The following is a 15,825-nucleotide window of genomic DNA, read 5'->3' as shown; positions in this document are numbered from 1 at the left end:
TCTAGCTTTCTGTATTTGTATTAGACCCTAAAACCAAGGTTACGTGGTTTGAACGTTTTCTTATCCTATGTGCCCTTCCTTGAGGAGCAGGACGCAACCTTTTGAGCATTGCCCCACTGTCTACACGAATTTCGGAAACAACCAAATCAGCGTCTTCTAAACTGGCATCCTCGTTCTTGGCTTGCCAATTGGCCAAAGCGGATAACAACAATTTTTCCAACTTTCTCGAAGCTTCCTTAGGATTGAATCTCAATATAGCCAAAGCCCTTTCTACCTTCTCGCCACGAACTAAATCGGCAACCAATCTCATTTTCCGTGGTGATGTTGGACAGTTGTTCAATTTAGCGAAAGCTACTTTCTGCTTTTCAGCCTTAATTCTTTCGGCCATTTGTTTTTTACGAACTCCCATAGCTTACTTCTTACCTTTATTCTTTGCACCTGCATGACCTCTAAAAGACCTTGTTGGTGAAAATTCTCCTAATTTATGTCCAACCATGTTCTCGGTTACGAAAACAGGTACAAATTGTTTCCCATTATGCACAGCAATTGTAAGTCCTACAAAATCCGGAGTTATCATTGATGCCCTGGACCATGTTTTTATTACGGACTTCTTACCGGAAGAAACACTTTCCTGAATCTTCTTTTCTAAACTGTAATGAACGTAAGGTCCTTTTTTTAGTGAACGTGCCATTTCTTTCTACTTTTTATTTCTTTCTACGTTCTATTATATACTTATTGGTACTCTTGGTCTTAGAACGAGTTCTATAACCTTTAGCAGGTACACCATTTCTTGATCTTGGGTGACCTCCTGAAGCCCTACCTTCACCACCTCCCATTGGATGATCAACAGGGTTCATAGCAACTGGCCTTGTTCTAGGCCTTCTACCCAACCACCTACTTCTACCGGCTTTACCAGACACCAACAACTGATGATCAGAGTTTGAAACAGCACCAACAGTAGCCATACAAGCAGATAAAACCAATCTTGTTTCACCAGAAGGCATTTTTACGGTTACAAATTTCCCATCCTTTGCCATCAACTGAGCAAAAGTACCGGCACTCCTAGCCATCACAGCACCTTGTCCAGGACGTAACTCGATACAGGAAATAATGGTACCCAAAGGAATTTCACCGAGAGGCAAAGCATTTCCAATTTCTGGGGCAGAACCTGTACCGGCAGAAACCTGCTGGTCAACCTTCAAACCATTTTGGGCAATAACATATCTCTTCTCACCATCAGCATACTCCAACAATGCAATAAATGCCGTTCTATTTGGATCATACTCAATCGACTTTACGATAGCCGTCACATCTTGCTTATCCCTTTTGAAATCGATTACACGGTACCTTCTTTTATGACCACCTCCCTTTTGGCGAATGGTCATCTTTCCTTGACTGTTTCTACCTCCCGACTTTTTTAACGGAGCAAGTAAGCTCTTCTCCGGCTTATCAGCAGTAATGGCGTCAAACCCATTTACTACTCTAAAACGCTGTCCAGGAGTGATTGGTTTTAATTTTCTAACTGACATTCCTTGTCTTTATAGATTACTGTAAAAATCAATTATATCACCTTCCACAACATCGACAATTGCCTTCTTTGTAGCGTTTGTCTTTCCATGCTGCACACCAGTTTTTGTATATCTGGTCTTTCTAGATGGCCCATAATTCATCGTTCTAACTTTCTTCACCGAAACACCATAAGTAGCTTCCACCGCATCCTTAATCTGAATCTTGTTGGCCTTCGGATCAACTAGGAAACCATAACGGTTGTTCAACTCGCCTTCAGCGGTCATCTTTTCCGTTATAATTGGTTTTATCAACACGCTCATGATTCTACTTATTATTTAAATTTGATTCGATTCCTTCTAGTGAGCCCTCCAACAATACAACGCTTGATGCATTTAATATTTTGTAAGTACTTAACCCTGAATTGGTTACAACATCAGAACCCTTGAAATTACGAGATGACAAATATACGCCTTTATTTGAATCGCCCAACACTATTAAGGACTTTTTGTTCTCTAGCCCTAACGACTTTAAAACATTTACAAAATCCTTAGTCTTTGGTGTGTCAAAATCAAAGTCCTCCACTACTATGATTGCATTCTCATTTGACTTAATACTTAAAGCAGATTTTCTTGCCAAACGCTTAAGATTCTTATTCAGTTTTTGAGAATAGTCCTTAGGTCTAGGTCCAAAAATTCTACCCCCGCCTCTAAAAACAGGAGATTTGATACTACCTGCCCTAGCGGTTCCTGTTCCTTTTTGCTTCTTTATCTTTCTGGTACTCCCAGCTATTTCACCACGTTCCTTAGCTTTATGGGTACCCTGTCTTTGATGGGCCAAAAATTGCTTAACATCCAAGTAGACGGCATGTTCATTTGGCTCTATTCCGAATACGCTGTCAGAAAGCTCAGCCTTTCTACCCGTATCTTTTCCTTTAATATCTAATACTGCTACCTTCATTATTGCCATCTTTGAATAGTTACGTACCCATTTTTGTGACCGGGAACACATCCTTTTACCACCAAAAGGTTTTTCTCCGGAACCACTTTTAAAACTCTAAGGTTTTGAACGGTCACCCTTTCACCACCCATTCTACCAGCCATTTTCATTCCTTTGAAAACCCTAGCCGGATAAGAAGCTGCACCAATGGACCCAGGAGCCCTTAATCTGTTGTGTTGACCATGTGTTGACTGACCAACACCGCCAAAACCGTGTCTTTTTACAACACCTTGAAATCCTTTACCTTTAGATGTACCAATAACATCCACAAATTCTCCTTCTACAAACAAATCAACACTTAGAGTGTCCCCTAATTTGTACTCTCCTTCAAATCCTTGGAACTCAATGACCTTTTTCTTGGGAGAAGCACCTGCTTTTTTAAAGTGACCGGTTTCGGCCTTGTTAGCACGCTTTTCTGCCTTGTCATCGAAACCAAGTTGAAGGGCATTATACCCGTCCACCTCTTCGGTTCTGACTTGGGTAACTACACATGGCCCAGCCTCAATAACGGTACATGGAACGTTTTTTCCATTCTCGTCAAAAATGCTGGTCATGCCTACTTTTTTTCCTATTAACCCAGACATACTTTATTTATTAATTACTATTTATTAAAAACTATTCAAAAAAATAGGGCCAAAAATAATTCAACCCTGAAATTATTTTATCTCCGTTTTTCCCTCGCTCGCAGCTCAGGACATGTATATTCCGAACTAGTTTCGGAATCCTCTTGACTTAGTCACAGACACCTCGTATGCACTCAGTGTTTGTTTGGGTAGCGATTCACTTCTTAAACAAAGAGAAACGAGTCTCACTAAACCTTAATCTCTACCTCAACACCGCTAGGAAGTTCCAACTTCATTAGGGCATCAATAGTTTTGGATGAAGAGCTATAAATATCCAATAGTCTTTTGTACGAACTCAATTGGAACTGCTCTCTTGACTTTTTATTCACGTGCGGCGAACGCAATACTGTGAATATTTTCTTATGGGTTGGTAAAGGAATTGGCCCCGTTACAACAGCACCGGTAGTCTTTACCGTTTTTACGATTTTTTCAGCGGACTTATCCACCAAGTTGTGATCGTAAGACTTAAGCTTTATTCTAATTTTCTGACTCATTACCTTTAATTATGCTGTTATACCTTTTGCCGCCTTGATAACCTCCTCGGATATATTGGAAGGTGTTTCGGCGTAGTGTGAAAACTCCATGGTCGATGTCGCCCTACCAGAAGAAAGAGTTCTTAAAGAAGTAACATAACCAAACATTTCAGACAACGGAACGGTTGCCTTAACAACTTTGGCTCCTGCACGGTCTGACATATTGCTTACCTGACCTCTTCGTCGGTTCAAATCACCCACGATATCACCCATATTCTCTTCTGGAGTAATAACTTCCAGCTTCATAATTGGCTCCATCAACACAGCTCTTGCAGCTTTCGCGGCGGCCTTATAGCCCATTTTAGCTGCCAACTCGAAGGATAGGGAATCAGAATCCACAGGGTGGAACGACCCATCCTTAAGAGTCACTTTCATACTATCCATTTCAAATCCGGCCAAAGGACCATTCTTCATGGCTTCCCTAAATCCTTTCTCAACCGCTGGGATGTATTCTTTAGGCACATTACCTCCTTTAACTTCGTTCACGAACTCCAAGCCTGTTTTTTCCTCATCGGAAGCTGGCTCCATCGTGAAGACGATATCAGCAAACTTACCACGACCACCGGATTGCTTCTTGTAAACCTCCCTATGATCTGCAGCTTTTGTAATAGCCTCCTTGTACTCAACTTGTGGCTGACCTTGGTTCACCTCTACTTTAAACTCCCTTCTCAGACGGTCAACGATAATATCTAAGTGAAGCTCACCCATACCTGAGATAATGGTTTGTCCTGAAGCTTCATCCGTTTTCACTTGGAACGTTGGATCTTCCTCGGCAAGTTTTGCCAAGGCCATACCCAATTTATCAACATCTGCCTTTGTCTTAGGCTCCACAGCAATACCGATTACAGGATCCGGAAAGTTCATACTTTCAAGAACAATCGGATGCTTTTCATCTGACATTGTATCACCAGTCTTAATATCTTTAAAACCAACCGCTGCCCCGATATCCCCAGCCTCGATAAAATCGATTGCATTTTGCTTATTGGAATGCATCTGATAAATACGGGATATACGTTCTTTCTTTCCCGATCTATTGTTCAATATATAAGAACCTGCCTCCAATCTACCTGAATATGTTCTGAAGAAAGCCAAGCGACCTACAAAAGGGTCGGTAGCTATTTTAAATGCTAAAGCGGCAAATGGCTCCTTTACATCCGGTTTACGGGTAATTATAGCGCCAGTATCAGGATTCGTACCTTCAATGGCATCCTTATCTAAAGGAGATGGTAAATACCTACATACTGCATCCAACAAGAATTGGACACCTTTATTTTTAAAGGAAGAACCACAAATCATGGGAATAATGGCCCTATCCATTACGGCAGCCCTTAAAGCAGCGTGAACTTCCTCCTCCGTGATTGATTCCTCATCCTCGAAGAATTTCTCCATCAACTCTTCATCATATTCCGCAACGGCTTCGATCAAGGCAGCCCTATATTCTTTGACTTCGGCCTGCATATCCTCAGGAATATCGATAACATCGAAAGTTGATCCAAAGTTATCCTCATGCCAAACGATTGCACGGTTTTTGGCCAAGTCGACAATTCCTTTAAAATCTGCTTCCTCACCAATTGGCAGAACAATAGGAACGGCATTTGAACCTAACATTTCTTTCACTTGGTTACACACTGCAAGGAAATTCGAACCTTGACGGTCCATTTTATTCACAAATCCAATTCTAGGAACCTTGTAATTATCAGCTAGCCTCCAGTTAGTTTCAGATTGGGGCTCAACACCATCAACTGCACTAAACAAGAAAACCAAACCATCCAATACACGCAAAGACCTGTTAACCTCCACAGTGAAATCCACGTGGCCCGGAGTATCTATTATATTAAAATGATAACTATTTGAGTCCTCAGTTGGCTCTCCATTAACTCGAGGAAAAACCCATTCACACGTAGTAGCAGCAGAAGTAATAGTTATACCACGCTCCTGCTCCTGCTCCATCCAGTCCATCGTAGCGGCACCGTCATGAACTTCACCAATCTTATGGCTAACGCCTGTATAAAAAAGGATACGTTCCGTAGTTGTTGTTTTACCCGCATCTATATGCGCAGCAATTCCTATGTTTCTCGTTAATTTTAAATCTCTTGCCATTTCTCTGATTAAAATCTAAAGTGGGAAAATGCTTTATTCGCTTCCGCCATTTTATGGGTATCCACCCTTTTCTTAACAGCTGCACCTTCTTCCTTCGCAGCTGCTAAAATTTCGGCGGCCAGTTTCTGGGACATCCCTTTCTCGTTTCGTTTTCGCGCATAGCTTATCAACCACTTCATAGCTGTTGAAATCTTTCTGTCTGGACGAATTTGCATCGGTATTTGAAAAGTTGCACCTCCTACCCTTCTACTTCTCACCTCCACATGGGGCATCACATTGCTCAAAGCATCCTTCCACAGCTCTAAAGCTGATTTTTCGTCATCTGTTTTCTTGGCCTCAACGATATCGATAGCATCGTAAAAAACACTGAACGCCACAGATTTCTTACCGTCCCACATCATCATGTTGACAAATCTGGTCACCAACTGGTCGTTAAACCTTGGATCTGGTAAAAGTGGTCTTTTCTTTGCCTGTCTTTTTCTCATTACTTCTTATTAAAAAGTGTTATTTACTTTTTAGGACGTTTAGCACCATATTTAGATCTACGTTGTGTTCTACCGGCCACACCTGCTGTGTCCAATGCTCCACGAACGATATGATATCTAACCCCTGGCAAATCCTTAACTCTTCCGCCTCTTACCAATACTATCGAGTGCTCTTGCAAATTGTGACCCTCACCAGGAATGTAGGCGTTCACCTCTTTCCCGTTTGTCAACCTTACCCTTGCAACTTTACGCATTGCCGAGTTTGGCTTTTTAGGAGTTGTAGTATATACTCGAGTACATACCCCCCTTCTTTGAGGACACGAATCCAAAGCAGCCGATTTACTCTTCTTGGTAATTGTGGCCCTTCCTGTTCGTACTAATTGTGAAATTGTTGGCATACTATATAAATATGTATAAAAAACTACCCTTTATTTAAGGGTCGGCAAATGTAGTGATATTTAACTTTAAAACAAACCACAAGCTAATAATTTTGGAAACTTTTTTAAACCCCTTAAAAATCATGACCTCCTTGCCAAGCCCAACACTTAAGAAGACAAACAAAACAATTAGAAGATTACTAAAAATTCTAAAATTATTTCGACTATTTATCACATGGTGAGTTCAAAAGAATTATGGAATTCTCATAATTCGAGCTGTTATATTACATTATATAAAATCCCAATAGTGTTTAATCTATAACTCCTAAGAATCCTTCTACTTCTTAAAGTTTTATTAAAATTCACTTGGATTATTAACGCCATTTTGTGATTTTAGCTGCTAGCTAATTCAAATAATTAAAAAATGAGAACAAAACTAAATGGATTGTTGACGCTATTATTAGCGTTGATTGTGCATATATCCTATGCACAAGAAAAAACAGTTTCCGGTACGGTTACAGACCAGGATGGCTTACCTCTCCCTGGTGTAAACATTGTGGTTGAAGGCACAACTACGGGTACCCAAACTGATTTTGATGGAAATTACAGTATCACTGCGAGTGCTGGACAAACCCTTGCCTTTACCTACATAGGTATGCGTGAGATAAAGCAGACCGTTGGCGCATCTAACACCCTTAATGTACAGATGCAGGAGGATGCCCAAGCCCTAGAAGAGGTTGTAGTGACAGGTCAAGGGATCAAAAGGGAGAAAAAAGCTTTGGGTTATGCCGTGACCTCTGTTGGGGCGGAATCCATTGAAAACAGGACCGAAGGTGACGTTGCCCGTATCTTGGCGGGTAAAGCTGCCGGGGTCAATATCACCGCTGCAGGTGGTATGTCTGGCTCCGCTACGAACGTAACCATTCGTGGTCTAAGTTCATTTAGCGGGAGTAACCAAGCACTTTTTATCGTGGACGGTGTCCCCTTTAGTAATGACACCAACGTAGGAACCAGTGCCGATGCCAATGACCCATCTAATCCAGCGTTCCTTAGTGGGAATACGGGTTCTTCAAGGTTTTTGGACATAGACCCAAACAACATTGCCAATGTAGAAGTGTTGAAAGGTCTTGCCGCTACCACTTTATATGGTACACTTGGTAAGAACGGGGTTATATTGATTACCACGAAAGCTGGTGCGGGTACTGGAGGATCTAAAAAAAATGAAATTACTGTCAACCAGTCTTATTTTGTTAACGAGTTCGCGTCCTTACCGGATTATCAGTTCCAATATGGAAATGGATTTGACCAGCAATTTGGTTGGTTCTTCAGTAACTGGGGACCCAGTTTTGATGAAGGCGGTGTTTCCGGATGGGGGAGACAGGCCTTGATAGACGAGAACGGAACCTTGGAACATCCCTATTCCACGACTGCCGTAGCCGCTACTAGGGCCGCATTCCCAGAGTTACAGGGGGCAAGATATGCTTGGCAGCCATACGAATCTGTCAAGAATTTCTTCAAACCCGGATATGCCACCAATACCTCGGTAAACTTCCAGGGGGCCTCAGAGGATGGGAATACCACCTACAACGCAAACCTTGGATATTTGAACGATATTGGCTTTACTCCTGGGAACTCTACCAATAGGATGAACTTCTCGGTTGGTGGTAGGTCAAAACTATCTAATAAATTTACGATTGCGGCCACCATGAACTATGCGCGCACTGATTACAAATCTCCTCCGATCGCCGCTAGTTTGGGTAACGGTGGTGTAAGTGGCGTATCTGTTTATGGACACGTAATGTTCACCCCGATCAGTGTTGATTTGATGGGCTTACCTTTCGAAAACCCGATTACCGGTGGAAGTGTCTACTACCGTAACGGGAACGATATTGTGAACCCGAGATGGTTGGCCAAGAACGTGACCAACCGCCAATTGACCAACAGGGTATTTTGGAATGCTTCATTGACTTATGACATCAATGACAATTTGGCCGCTACATGGCGTACCGGTCTAGATTTCTATAACGAACGCAACGAAAACGCCTCAAATAAAGGTGGTGTGGACCAGCAGAGTGATATTTTTGGATTCTTGGACACCTATGACAACAACAACACCATCTGGGACCACTTTGCCTCATTAAGCGGTAATTACGACTTAAGTGAAAAAATAGGCATGACGTTCAACGTAGGTGCCAACGCTCGTTCCGATTTCTTTGACAGACAGGGTGTTTCCAGTATAGGACAGATCGTGTACGGTATCAAGCGCCACTATAACTACTTGAACCAGCAACCGATTCAAAGAAGCCAAAAAAGAAATATCGTAGGTGTCTTTGGGGATGTGAGCTTTGACTATGACAACTTCCTGTTCCTAAACGTAAGTAGTAGAACGGACTGGGTAAGTAACTTGATTACCGAAAATAGAAGCTTAACCTATCCAGGGGCGAGTTTATCCTTTATCCCAACGGCAGCTTTTACAGGCCTACGTTCTGAAAAAGGAATCAACTACATGAAGTTACGGGCTGGTTACGGTACTTCCGCTAATTTCCCAACTGGATACCCTACCTTAAGTATTGCAGAACAGAATACCTTGGTGTACGGTGAGGATGGTGGTGTAACGACCAACCAAATCGCGAACTTTAAGGCAAATCCAAATTTAAAGCCCGAGTTGTTGAAGGAATTCGAGCTTGGTTTAGAAACACGTTTATTCCAAAACAGGGTATCCTTGGACTTCACCTATTATAACAGGACTACGGATGACCTAATTGTGCGTGAGCCACTTTCTCCCTCAACTGGCTTCACCTTTACACAAAGTAACATAGGCCAGATCAGCAACATCGGATACGAAGCGGATTTGGGTGTGGATATCTTTAGAAACCCTGATGGTTTTAGCTGGAAATCCAACGTGAATTTCTTCTCTAACAAAGAGACAGTTGAGGAACAAGAGCAGGATATCATCATCTATGCCGGTTCCACGGATTTGGATATTGGGGGTAACGCCGCAATTAAGGGAGAGTCTCTTGGAAGTATCGTAGGTAATGCCGTTGCTCGTGATGCCAGTGGAAACTTACTTATAGATGAGGCCGGTAACTATATTACCACTCAGGTAGATGCTGATGGAAACGTGCCAATTATCGGGGATGCGGTACCGGATTACGTGATGAACTTTATAAATACTCTAAGTTATAAAAACTGGAGGTTGGGCTTCCAGATAAGCCATACCGCAGGAGGTGACATGGTTGCCAATACCGTAGCCTTATTGCAAGGCCGGGGATTGATAAAGGAAACCGCAAATAGGGAGAATACCTATATCTTACCGGGCATCAGACAGGCCACGGGACAACCCAATGATTTGCAGATCAACAACTCGCAGTATTTCTTTAGCAACGTCTTGTTCGGTCCTACCGAATTACAAGTATACGATGCTTCTGTAATTAGATTGCAAGAGGTTTCCCTAACATATAACCTACCTAGCAAGTACCTAGATAGGACACCGTTCAGCAAGCTGGGCTTTACCGTACAAGGGTTCAACCTTTGGTACGATGCCTATAACATGCCAGATGGTGCCAATTTTGACCCCAACGTAGCTGGTGCAGGTATCGGAAATGCAAGGGGCTTCGATTTCTTGAACGGGCCAAGTAGCCGCAGGTATGGATTGACAGTGACTGCATCCTTTTAATTATAAAATTTGCTAAAATGAAAAAAATATTAAAAACAGTTTTAACAGTTGCTTTTACAGGGCTTGTATTCAATGCCTGTGAAACCACGGATTTGGACCTTAGAGTCAGTCCAAACGACCTGGCGATCAGTCAGGCGGACCCTAATCTGATATTGAACTCGATTCAATTAGCTGCAGTATCCAATATGGAACGATTCAGTGATTTAAGCGCCCAGCTCACCAGAATAGAATATATGACAGGGCGTATCTACTTCAACAACTTCCAAGGTGGTGTTATGAACAGCGTATGGGCGCGTACCTACAGTAGTGAGTTCAACTTGGCGGGATCAGCAGTTGATGTAGGTCTTTTCACGAACGTAGATGCATTACAACAAATCAATGCAGCAAGTGACATCAACTACGATTTTCATGTGGCAGTTGGACAAACAATTAAAGCGTACTCCTTATTGTTACTTACGGACTTCATTGGACAAGCTGCGTTTACTCAAGCCGGAAATCCTGATGAATTCCCTGCGCCAGTGTTGGATGACGGTCCAGTGGTTTATGATGGCGCATTATCCCTTTTGGACGAGGCAGAGGCATTATTCGCCACAAACCCTCCAACACAGGGAGCGGATGATTTCTATTATGGAGGCGATAGCAGCAAATGGATCAAATTGATCAACTCCATTCGTTTAAGAACTTATTTCTTGACGGGAAATACTGCTGCCTTCAATGCGGTTATTGCTGATGATAACTTCATCTCAGACGTAGAAGATGACTTCCAGTTCCAATACGGCACAAGGGTATTACAGCCAGACACAAGACATCCAGAATACGCCAATGACTATAGCCCAACTGGTGCTGGCGGTTATTTGAGCAACTGGTTGATGGAAACAATGTTGGTTAAGGACGATCCGCGGATTCGGTACTATTTTTACCGTCAGGTAGAAGCCACTCCAGGAGCGGACGCCGATCCGGACGAACAGTTTCTTAGCTGTAGTCTATTCTCAGTTCCTCAGCACTTTGTTGATGGCGGATTTACTTTCTGTAGTGTACCTAATGGTTACTGGGGAAGAACTCATGGTAACGATGAAGGAACTCCCCCAGATGGCTTCTTTAAGACCGCTTACGGGGTATATCCAGCTGCGGGACGTTTTGATGATAACAGTTTCGAACCCATTGGCCTTGGCCAAGGTGGTGGTGGAGCAGGTATAAGGCCTATCATATTATCTTCTTATGTAGATTTTTGGAGAGGTGCGATGGCTACAAGCGCAACTGATAAGGCCGCCTTCTTAAGAAGTGCCATGGAAAAATCCATTGCAAAGGTTCAGACATTTGGTGCAGTTGACGGAAATGCCGACAAATCCTTTGAACCGACCGAAACGGAAGTTTCCGACTATATCGACGATACTGTCGCGGCATTCACGGCCGCTTCAGGAGATGCGCAGGAAGATATCTTTGCTGAACAGTATTGGATTGCCCAGTGGGGAGGTGCTCAAGAGGCCTGGAACTACTACAGGAAAACAGGATATCCTACGACCTTGTCCCCAAGTTGGGAACCAGATCCGGGACCGTTCCCAAGATCTTTCTTCTACCCACAGGACGAGGTAATCACCAATCCTAACTTGCAACAACGTGCGGACTTGACCAATCAGGTATTTTGGGATACCAATCCTGCCAGTCCAGCGTTTCCACAAGCCAATTAATTTTAAAACATTATGACAATGAGAATCAAAAATATAAGTTATACAGTTTTGGCAGCCTTGGCCCTTGTTTTTCAGGGTTGTACCGAAGACGAGAGTGTCATCACGGATGTCCTCGCGGATACTACAAGGGGAGCTGTGCTACGAACACTGTCCTCGTCCTTCCCGGATGTAGCAGAAGGTTCCACCGCCAGTACGTTCACAGGGAACTTTGAAATACAGTCCGATGAATCCGCCACAATTGTTAGCGTTGATGTTTTCGGAGAATTCATCGACAATACCGGCGATACACCAGGTGATGCATCAGGGCTTATTACCAACATAAGTACTTTTGACGATACCGAATTTGGTCTTCAAGGATTTACTTACAGTACAGGTGTCACTGAAATTTTAGGTGCGGCAGGCGTATCCTTGGATGCAGTAGAACCGGGAGATCAGTACAGGGTGCGGTTCGAACTAGTTGCCGAGGATGGGAGAAGGTTTTCCTCCGGACAGAATACTGGTACACTTACCGGTGGCTTTTTTAGCTCACCGTTCAGATTTACGGCCAATGTAATCTGTGCCCCAATCGTGCCTACTGCAGGTACTTGGACCGTAATCACCGTCGACTCATATGGAGATGGTTGGAACGGCGGTAATTTGAGTATTACTATCGACGACAACGATCCAATCACATTGACCAACAGCTTGGATAACGGAGGACCATATCCTGATGAAACCACAGAGGAATTGACCTTTGAGGTGCCAGCGGGCGCACAAGCTATCCAAATTGTTTACAATGGAGGGTCCTTTGACGAAGAGGTCACCTTCCAAGTAATCTCCGCAAATGGCAATACTATTCTGGATTTAGGTCCGGAACCTGCAACGTCTACAGGACTTATCGATTATTGTTTGGATTTGGAGTTGTAATTCCAAATCGTACATAGATAAAAAAAGCGGTTCCAATGTTGGAACCGCTTTTTTTTATTATTCGAATTAAATACAATATGTAGTTACCATGAAAAACAGGGGCTAAAATTGAAATTTTAATCAAACTAAACACAAAATCTGATACATTGTTAAAATAAAAATATTTAAACTTCAAACCCAAAACCTTCAAAAAAAAGTTTAGTACCTTTAGATAAGAGTAAAATTAAAATAAACATGAAAAAATTACTTCTTTTAGCCACACTTGCACTTTCAACCTCCTTTTTAACAGCTCAATACTCTGGTCAAGCACTAAGCAATGCTTCCTCAGGAGGGTCTATGGATGGAAGTGCGGCAGTGATAAATACCTTATTAGGAGATATGGCCAGTAGGGATGCCAAACGAACCAAAAATTATGACGAATTTCAAGGCTCTCCCTACGTATCCAACACCTTCAAACAAACGGATATTTGGTATAATGAAGAAAACATGGGAAGAATGTTCTATCGATACAATGCCTTGAACGAAGAAATAGAAATTAAGAACACGCTTTTAGAAGAGGAAGCTGTTAAAGGCCTATCAAGAGACAAAAACATCTCTCTTTTAGTCGATGGGAAAAAACTATCTTTCAAAACATTTGTCACCTCAAAAAACCAAACATTGAATGGCTATTTGCTGCTCTTAAATGATGGTAACACCTATGATCTTTATAGAAGGATACGTGTTAAATTTACAGAGGGCAAGCCTGCCCCCAACTCCTTTGTAAAAGCAGTCCCCGCAAGATTCTCTCAATTTACGGAATACTATTTTCAAAAGGAAGGAGTAAACCGAATTGATGAAATTGCGCTTTCAAACAGTAAATTATTAAAACATTTGGAAGGAAGCGATAAAGAAGCCTTAAAAAAGTACTTAAAGGAAAACAAAATCAAAATAAAGGAAGAAGCAGATTTATTAAATGTCTTTGGTTTTCTCAATACATTGTAGTGAAACAATTTAAGATTCCAACGAGTAATATAAATATTCATATAGTAATTTGGGATTTACACCACATTATTGGTTGGGACTTTAAACAACTCTAATATTGAATTAGTTTAAACCTTTTCATATTCACTAAAAAATTGCAGTAGTGAATCTATACTTTATCCTTTTCCCCTCCAGAGCCGAGCTATGAAGCAAGAAAAATTCCGCATTTAGATTTAAACTCCCATTTTCTCACCGGAATTTCACAGTCTAAAGCAGAGTCCATAATTTAAGCTATTGATTTAGCCAAAGACTATGTATTTTTAAAGGTCATTATAGCATAGTTTTGATTGAGCATCAAAATGAATATATTACATGGCCTTTGGATAAATTCAACATCCCGAAAATGCAAAAGAGAATCCCGTTAATCTTTATATCAACAGTTTTAATGATAACTGGCTGCAAAGAGCAGAGAAAACCAATAGCAACAAAAGAAATATCTAAGAAAGCCGTATTCTGGAAAAAAGCAAATCCAGAAGAAAGGGAGAAAAACGGAGGTTTGCTATTACCCGATTCTTTTTCAGCAGTAACTGTAGTAGATAGCATAGGTCCTTCCAGGCATTTGGCAGTCAACGATAACGGAGATATTTATGTAAAATTACGGGAGACAGAAGGTACTCCGGGAAGTATTGCACTTAGGGACACGACAGGCGATGGCAGGGCGGATATTGTGCAAAGATTTGGCGGATATCCAAATGACGGCAAGTTTGCCACGGAAATGCGTATACATGAAGGTTATCTATATTTTAGCTCTGAACAGGTAATTTATCGACAAAAACTATCACCTGGTAAATTAATACCTGAATCAAATCCAGAAGTCATACTTACCGATCGTTTTCCATTAAGATGGCACAATGCCAAATCATTGGCTTTTGACAAGGAAGGTTTTATGTATGTCACTTTTTCAGCCCCAACGAATGCCTGTGAGGATGCTAATTCCCAGGGTAAGATAAAAGGCCATATGCCTTGCCCAATGTTGGAATATTTAGGAAGTATTTGGCGTTTTGACAAAAACAAACCCAATCAAATTCAAACGGATGGCGAACTTTATGCCACGGGAATACGTAGCATCGTTGCATTTTCTTGGAACAACGAGGACAATGCACTATATGCGGTCCAGCACGGACGGGACTACCTTCACAACCACGCCCCAGAGGACTATACAGAATGGGACCAAGCGGTACTTCCTGCAGAGGAGTTCATGAAAATTAAAAAGGGGGATAATTATGGTTGGCCCTATAGTTACTATGACCATTTTCAAGGTAAGAAGTTGGTCGCCCCTGAATATGGTGGTGACGGAAAATTGGAGGCAAAAGAATACACAAAACCTTTGATGGGGCTACCTGCGCACTGGGCTCCAAATGACCTCCTTTTCTATACAGGGAATCAATTTCCAGAACGATATCAGAACGGCGCATTTGTTGCCTTTCATGGATCCACAAATAGAACACCCTATCCACAAGCAGGATATATTATTGCTTTTATTCCTTTTGAAAATGGAAGACCTACAGGTAGTTGGGAAGTCTTTGCCGATGGTTTTGCCAAAACGGACACAATTGCTACAATGCCAGATGCAAAATATAGACCAATGGGTCTGGCACAGGACAAAGATGGGGCACTCTATATTTCGGAATCCAAGGAAGGAAGAATTTGGAAAATAGAGTTTAAGGGAGACAAATCACAGTTTGGAAATGAACAACTCGAAAAAATGGAAGAATTGAAAGGCAAAACCTATATCAAAACTCCGGATAGGGTGAATGACAGACTGAAATCATAGAATAAATATAATATGATGAGTCATGTATTCCCCATGCTGATTTCCCTAGGAGTACCACAATAACACATTCAAAAGATGAACTGTTCCAACGAAACACCCTCCTTTTCGATTTGTTTAATTTGTTGTGATTCCTGTAAA

15 protein-coding genes are annotated in these 15,825 nt (G+C 41.9%); 5 read left to right on the top strand and 10 right to left on the bottom strand.

Annotated elements, in window-relative coordinates; translation table 11 throughout:
- Position 1: 1 nt before the first annotated feature.
- From rplV to rpsL, 10 genes are all read right to left on the bottom strand, one after another.
- Positions 2-409, bottom strand: coding sequence for a 50S ribosomal protein L22 (rplV, locus tag PP181_RS06065; protein WP_138259115.1), 408 nt, complete (start codon positions 407-409; stop codon positions 2-4).
- 3 nt (positions 410-412) lie between these two features.
- The gene (rpsS, locus tag PP181_RS06060) at positions 413-691 is read right to left on the bottom strand and encodes a 30S ribosomal protein S19 (RefSeq protein ID WP_138259114.1); all 279 of its coding nucleotides are present in this window, start codon (positions 689-691) and stop codon (positions 413-415) included.
- 13 nt (positions 692-704) lie between these two features.
- Complete coding sequence (gene rplB, locus PP181_RS06055) at positions 705-1,529, bottom strand: 50S ribosomal protein L2 (protein WP_138259113.1); 825 nt, start codon at positions 1,527-1,529, stop codon at positions 705-707.
- Between the two features lie 9 nt (positions 1,530-1,538).
- A complete protein-coding gene (rplW, locus tag PP181_RS06050) occupies positions 1,539-1,829 on the bottom strand; it encodes a 50S ribosomal protein L23 (RefSeq protein ID WP_138259112.1) in 291 nt (96 codons plus the stop codon).
- A 4-nt stretch (positions 1,830-1,833) separates the two neighbouring features.
- On the bottom strand, positions 1,834-2,466 hold the full coding sequence (gene rplD / locus PP181_RS06045; RefSeq protein WP_272636368.1) for a 50S ribosomal protein L4: 633 nt from the start codon (positions 2,464-2,466) through the stop codon (positions 1,834-1,836).
- Positions 2,466-3,089, bottom strand: a complete 624-nt coding sequence (gene rplC / locus PP181_RS06040) for a 50S ribosomal protein L3 (RefSeq protein WP_138259110.1) — start codon at positions 3,087-3,089, stop codon at positions 2,466-2,468. Before rplC ends, rplD begins: the two co-directional genes overlap by 1 nt.
- A gap of 227 nt (positions 3,090-3,316) precedes the next feature.
- Positions 3,317-3,622 (bottom strand): 30S ribosomal protein S10, encoded by a 306-nt coding sequence (rpsJ, locus tag PP181_RS06035; protein WP_007094989.1) that lies wholly within the window; start codon positions 3,620-3,622, stop codon positions 3,317-3,319.
- A 9-nt stretch (positions 3,623-3,631) separates the two neighbouring features.
- Positions 3,632-5,761, bottom strand: coding sequence for an elongation factor G (gene fusA / locus PP181_RS06030; RefSeq protein WP_138259109.1), 2,130 nt, complete (start codon positions 5,759-5,761; stop codon positions 3,632-3,634).
- A gap of 8 nt (positions 5,762-5,769) precedes the next feature.
- Positions 5,770-6,246: a 30S ribosomal protein S7 gene (gene rpsG, locus PP181_RS06025; RefSeq protein WP_138259108.1), complete on the bottom strand. Its 477-nt coding sequence runs from the start codon at positions 6,244-6,246 to the stop codon at positions 5,770-5,772.
- A 23-nt stretch (positions 6,247-6,269) separates the two neighbouring features.
- On the bottom strand, positions 6,270-6,644 hold the full coding sequence (rpsL, locus tag PP181_RS06020) for a 30S ribosomal protein S12 (RefSeq protein ID WP_027078345.1): 375 nt from the start codon (positions 6,642-6,644) through the stop codon (positions 6,270-6,272).
- Between the two features lie 403 nt (positions 6,645-7,047).
- On the opposite strand from rpsL, the gene PP181_RS06015 reads away from it, so the two are divergent.
- The 5 genes from PP181_RS06015 to PP181_RS05995 all read left to right on the top strand — a co-directional run bounded on the left by PP181_RS06015 (position 7,048) and on the right by PP181_RS05995 (position 15,687).
- Positions 7,048-10,299, top strand: coding sequence for a SusC/RagA family TonB-linked outer membrane protein (locus tag PP181_RS06015; protein WP_272636367.1), 3,252 nt, complete (start codon positions 7,048-7,050; stop codon positions 10,297-10,299).
- A 92-nt stretch (positions 10,300-10,391) separates the two neighbouring features.
- Entirely contained in the window at positions 10,392-11,987 is a 1,596-nt protein-coding gene (locus tag PP181_RS06010) for a SusD/RagB family nutrient-binding outer membrane lipoprotein (RefSeq protein ID WP_272636366.1), read from the top strand.
- Between the two features lie 18 nt (positions 11,988-12,005).
- Complete coding sequence (locus PP181_RS06005; protein ID WP_138259105.1) at positions 12,006-12,893, top strand: hypothetical protein; 888 nt, start codon at positions 12,006-12,008, stop codon at positions 12,891-12,893.
- 234 nt (positions 12,894-13,127) lie between these two features.
- The gene (locus PP181_RS06000) at positions 13,128-13,874 is read left to right on the top strand and encodes a hypothetical protein (RefSeq protein ID WP_272636365.1); all 747 of its coding nucleotides are present in this window, start codon (positions 13,128-13,130) and stop codon (positions 13,872-13,874) included.
- Between the two features lie 382 nt (positions 13,875-14,256).
- Entirely contained in the window at positions 14,257-15,687 is a 1,431-nt protein-coding gene (locus PP181_RS05995) for a PQQ-dependent sugar dehydrogenase (protein ID WP_154917029.1), read from the top strand.
- Positions 15,688-15,825: the final 138 nt, after the last annotated feature.

Origin of the sequence: Maribacter sp. PR66, from assembly GCF_028464205.1 — a bacterium.
Taxonomy (GTDB): domain Bacteria; phylum Bacteroidota; class Bacteroidia; order Flavobacteriales; family Flavobacteriaceae; genus Maribacter; species Maribacter flavus.
Note: the sequence above shows the minus strand (reverse complement) of the source record. Positions and strands in the feature narration are given on the sequence as shown.

What these genes read in the sequence shown, in the direction of transcription:
- rplV (WP_138259115.1), bottom strand. Translation starts at nt 409, where the DNA reads ATGGGAGTTCGTAAAAAACAAATGGCCGAAAGAATTAAGGCTGAAAAG.
- rpsS (WP_138259114.1), bottom strand. Translation starts at nt 691, where the DNA reads ATGGCACGTTCACTAAAAAAAGGACCTTACGTTCATTACAGTTTAGAA.
- rplB (WP_138259113.1), bottom strand. Translation starts at nt 1,529, where the DNA reads ATGTCAGTTAGAAAATTAAAACCAATCACTCCTGGACAGCGTTTTAGA.
- rplW (WP_138259112.1), bottom strand. Translation starts at nt 1,829, where the DNA reads ATGAGCGTGTTGATAAAACCAATTATAACGGAAAAGATGACCGCTGAA.
- rplD (WP_272636368.1), bottom strand. Translation starts at nt 2,466, where the DNA reads ATGAAGGTAGCAGTATTAGATATTAAAGGAAAAGATACGGGTAGAAAG.
- rplC (WP_138259110.1), bottom strand. Translation starts at nt 3,089, where the DNA reads ATGTCTGGGTTAATAGGAAAAAAAGTAGGCATGACCAGCATTTTTGAC.
- rpsJ (WP_007094989.1), bottom strand. Translation starts at nt 3,622, where the DNA reads ATGAGTCAGAAAATTAGAATAAAGCTTAAGTCTTACGATCACAACTTG.
- fusA (WP_138259109.1), bottom strand. Translation starts at nt 5,761, where the DNA reads ATGGCAAGAGATTTAAAATTAACGAGAAACATAGGAATTGCTGCGCAT.
- rpsG (WP_138259108.1), bottom strand. Translation starts at nt 6,246, where the DNA reads ATGAGAAAAAGACAGGCAAAGAAAAGACCACTTTTACCAGATCCAAGG.
- rpsL (WP_027078345.1), bottom strand. Translation starts at nt 6,644, where the DNA reads ATGCCAACAATTTCACAATTAGTACGAACAGGAAGGGCCACAATTACC.
- PP181_RS06015 (WP_272636367.1), top strand. Translation starts at nt 7,048, where the DNA reads ATGAGAACAAAACTAAATGGATTGTTGACGCTATTATTAGCGTTGATT.
- PP181_RS06005 (WP_138259105.1), top strand. Translation starts at nt 12,006, where the DNA reads ATGAGAATCAAAAATATAAGTTATACAGTTTTGGCAGCCTTGGCCCTT.
- PP181_RS06000 (WP_272636365.1), top strand. Translation starts at nt 13,128, where the DNA reads ATGAAAAAATTACTTCTTTTAGCCACACTTGCACTTTCAACCTCCTTT.
- PP181_RS05995 (WP_154917029.1), top strand. Translation starts at nt 14,257, where the DNA reads ATGCAAAAGAGAATCCCGTTAATCTTTATATCAACAGTTTTAATGATA.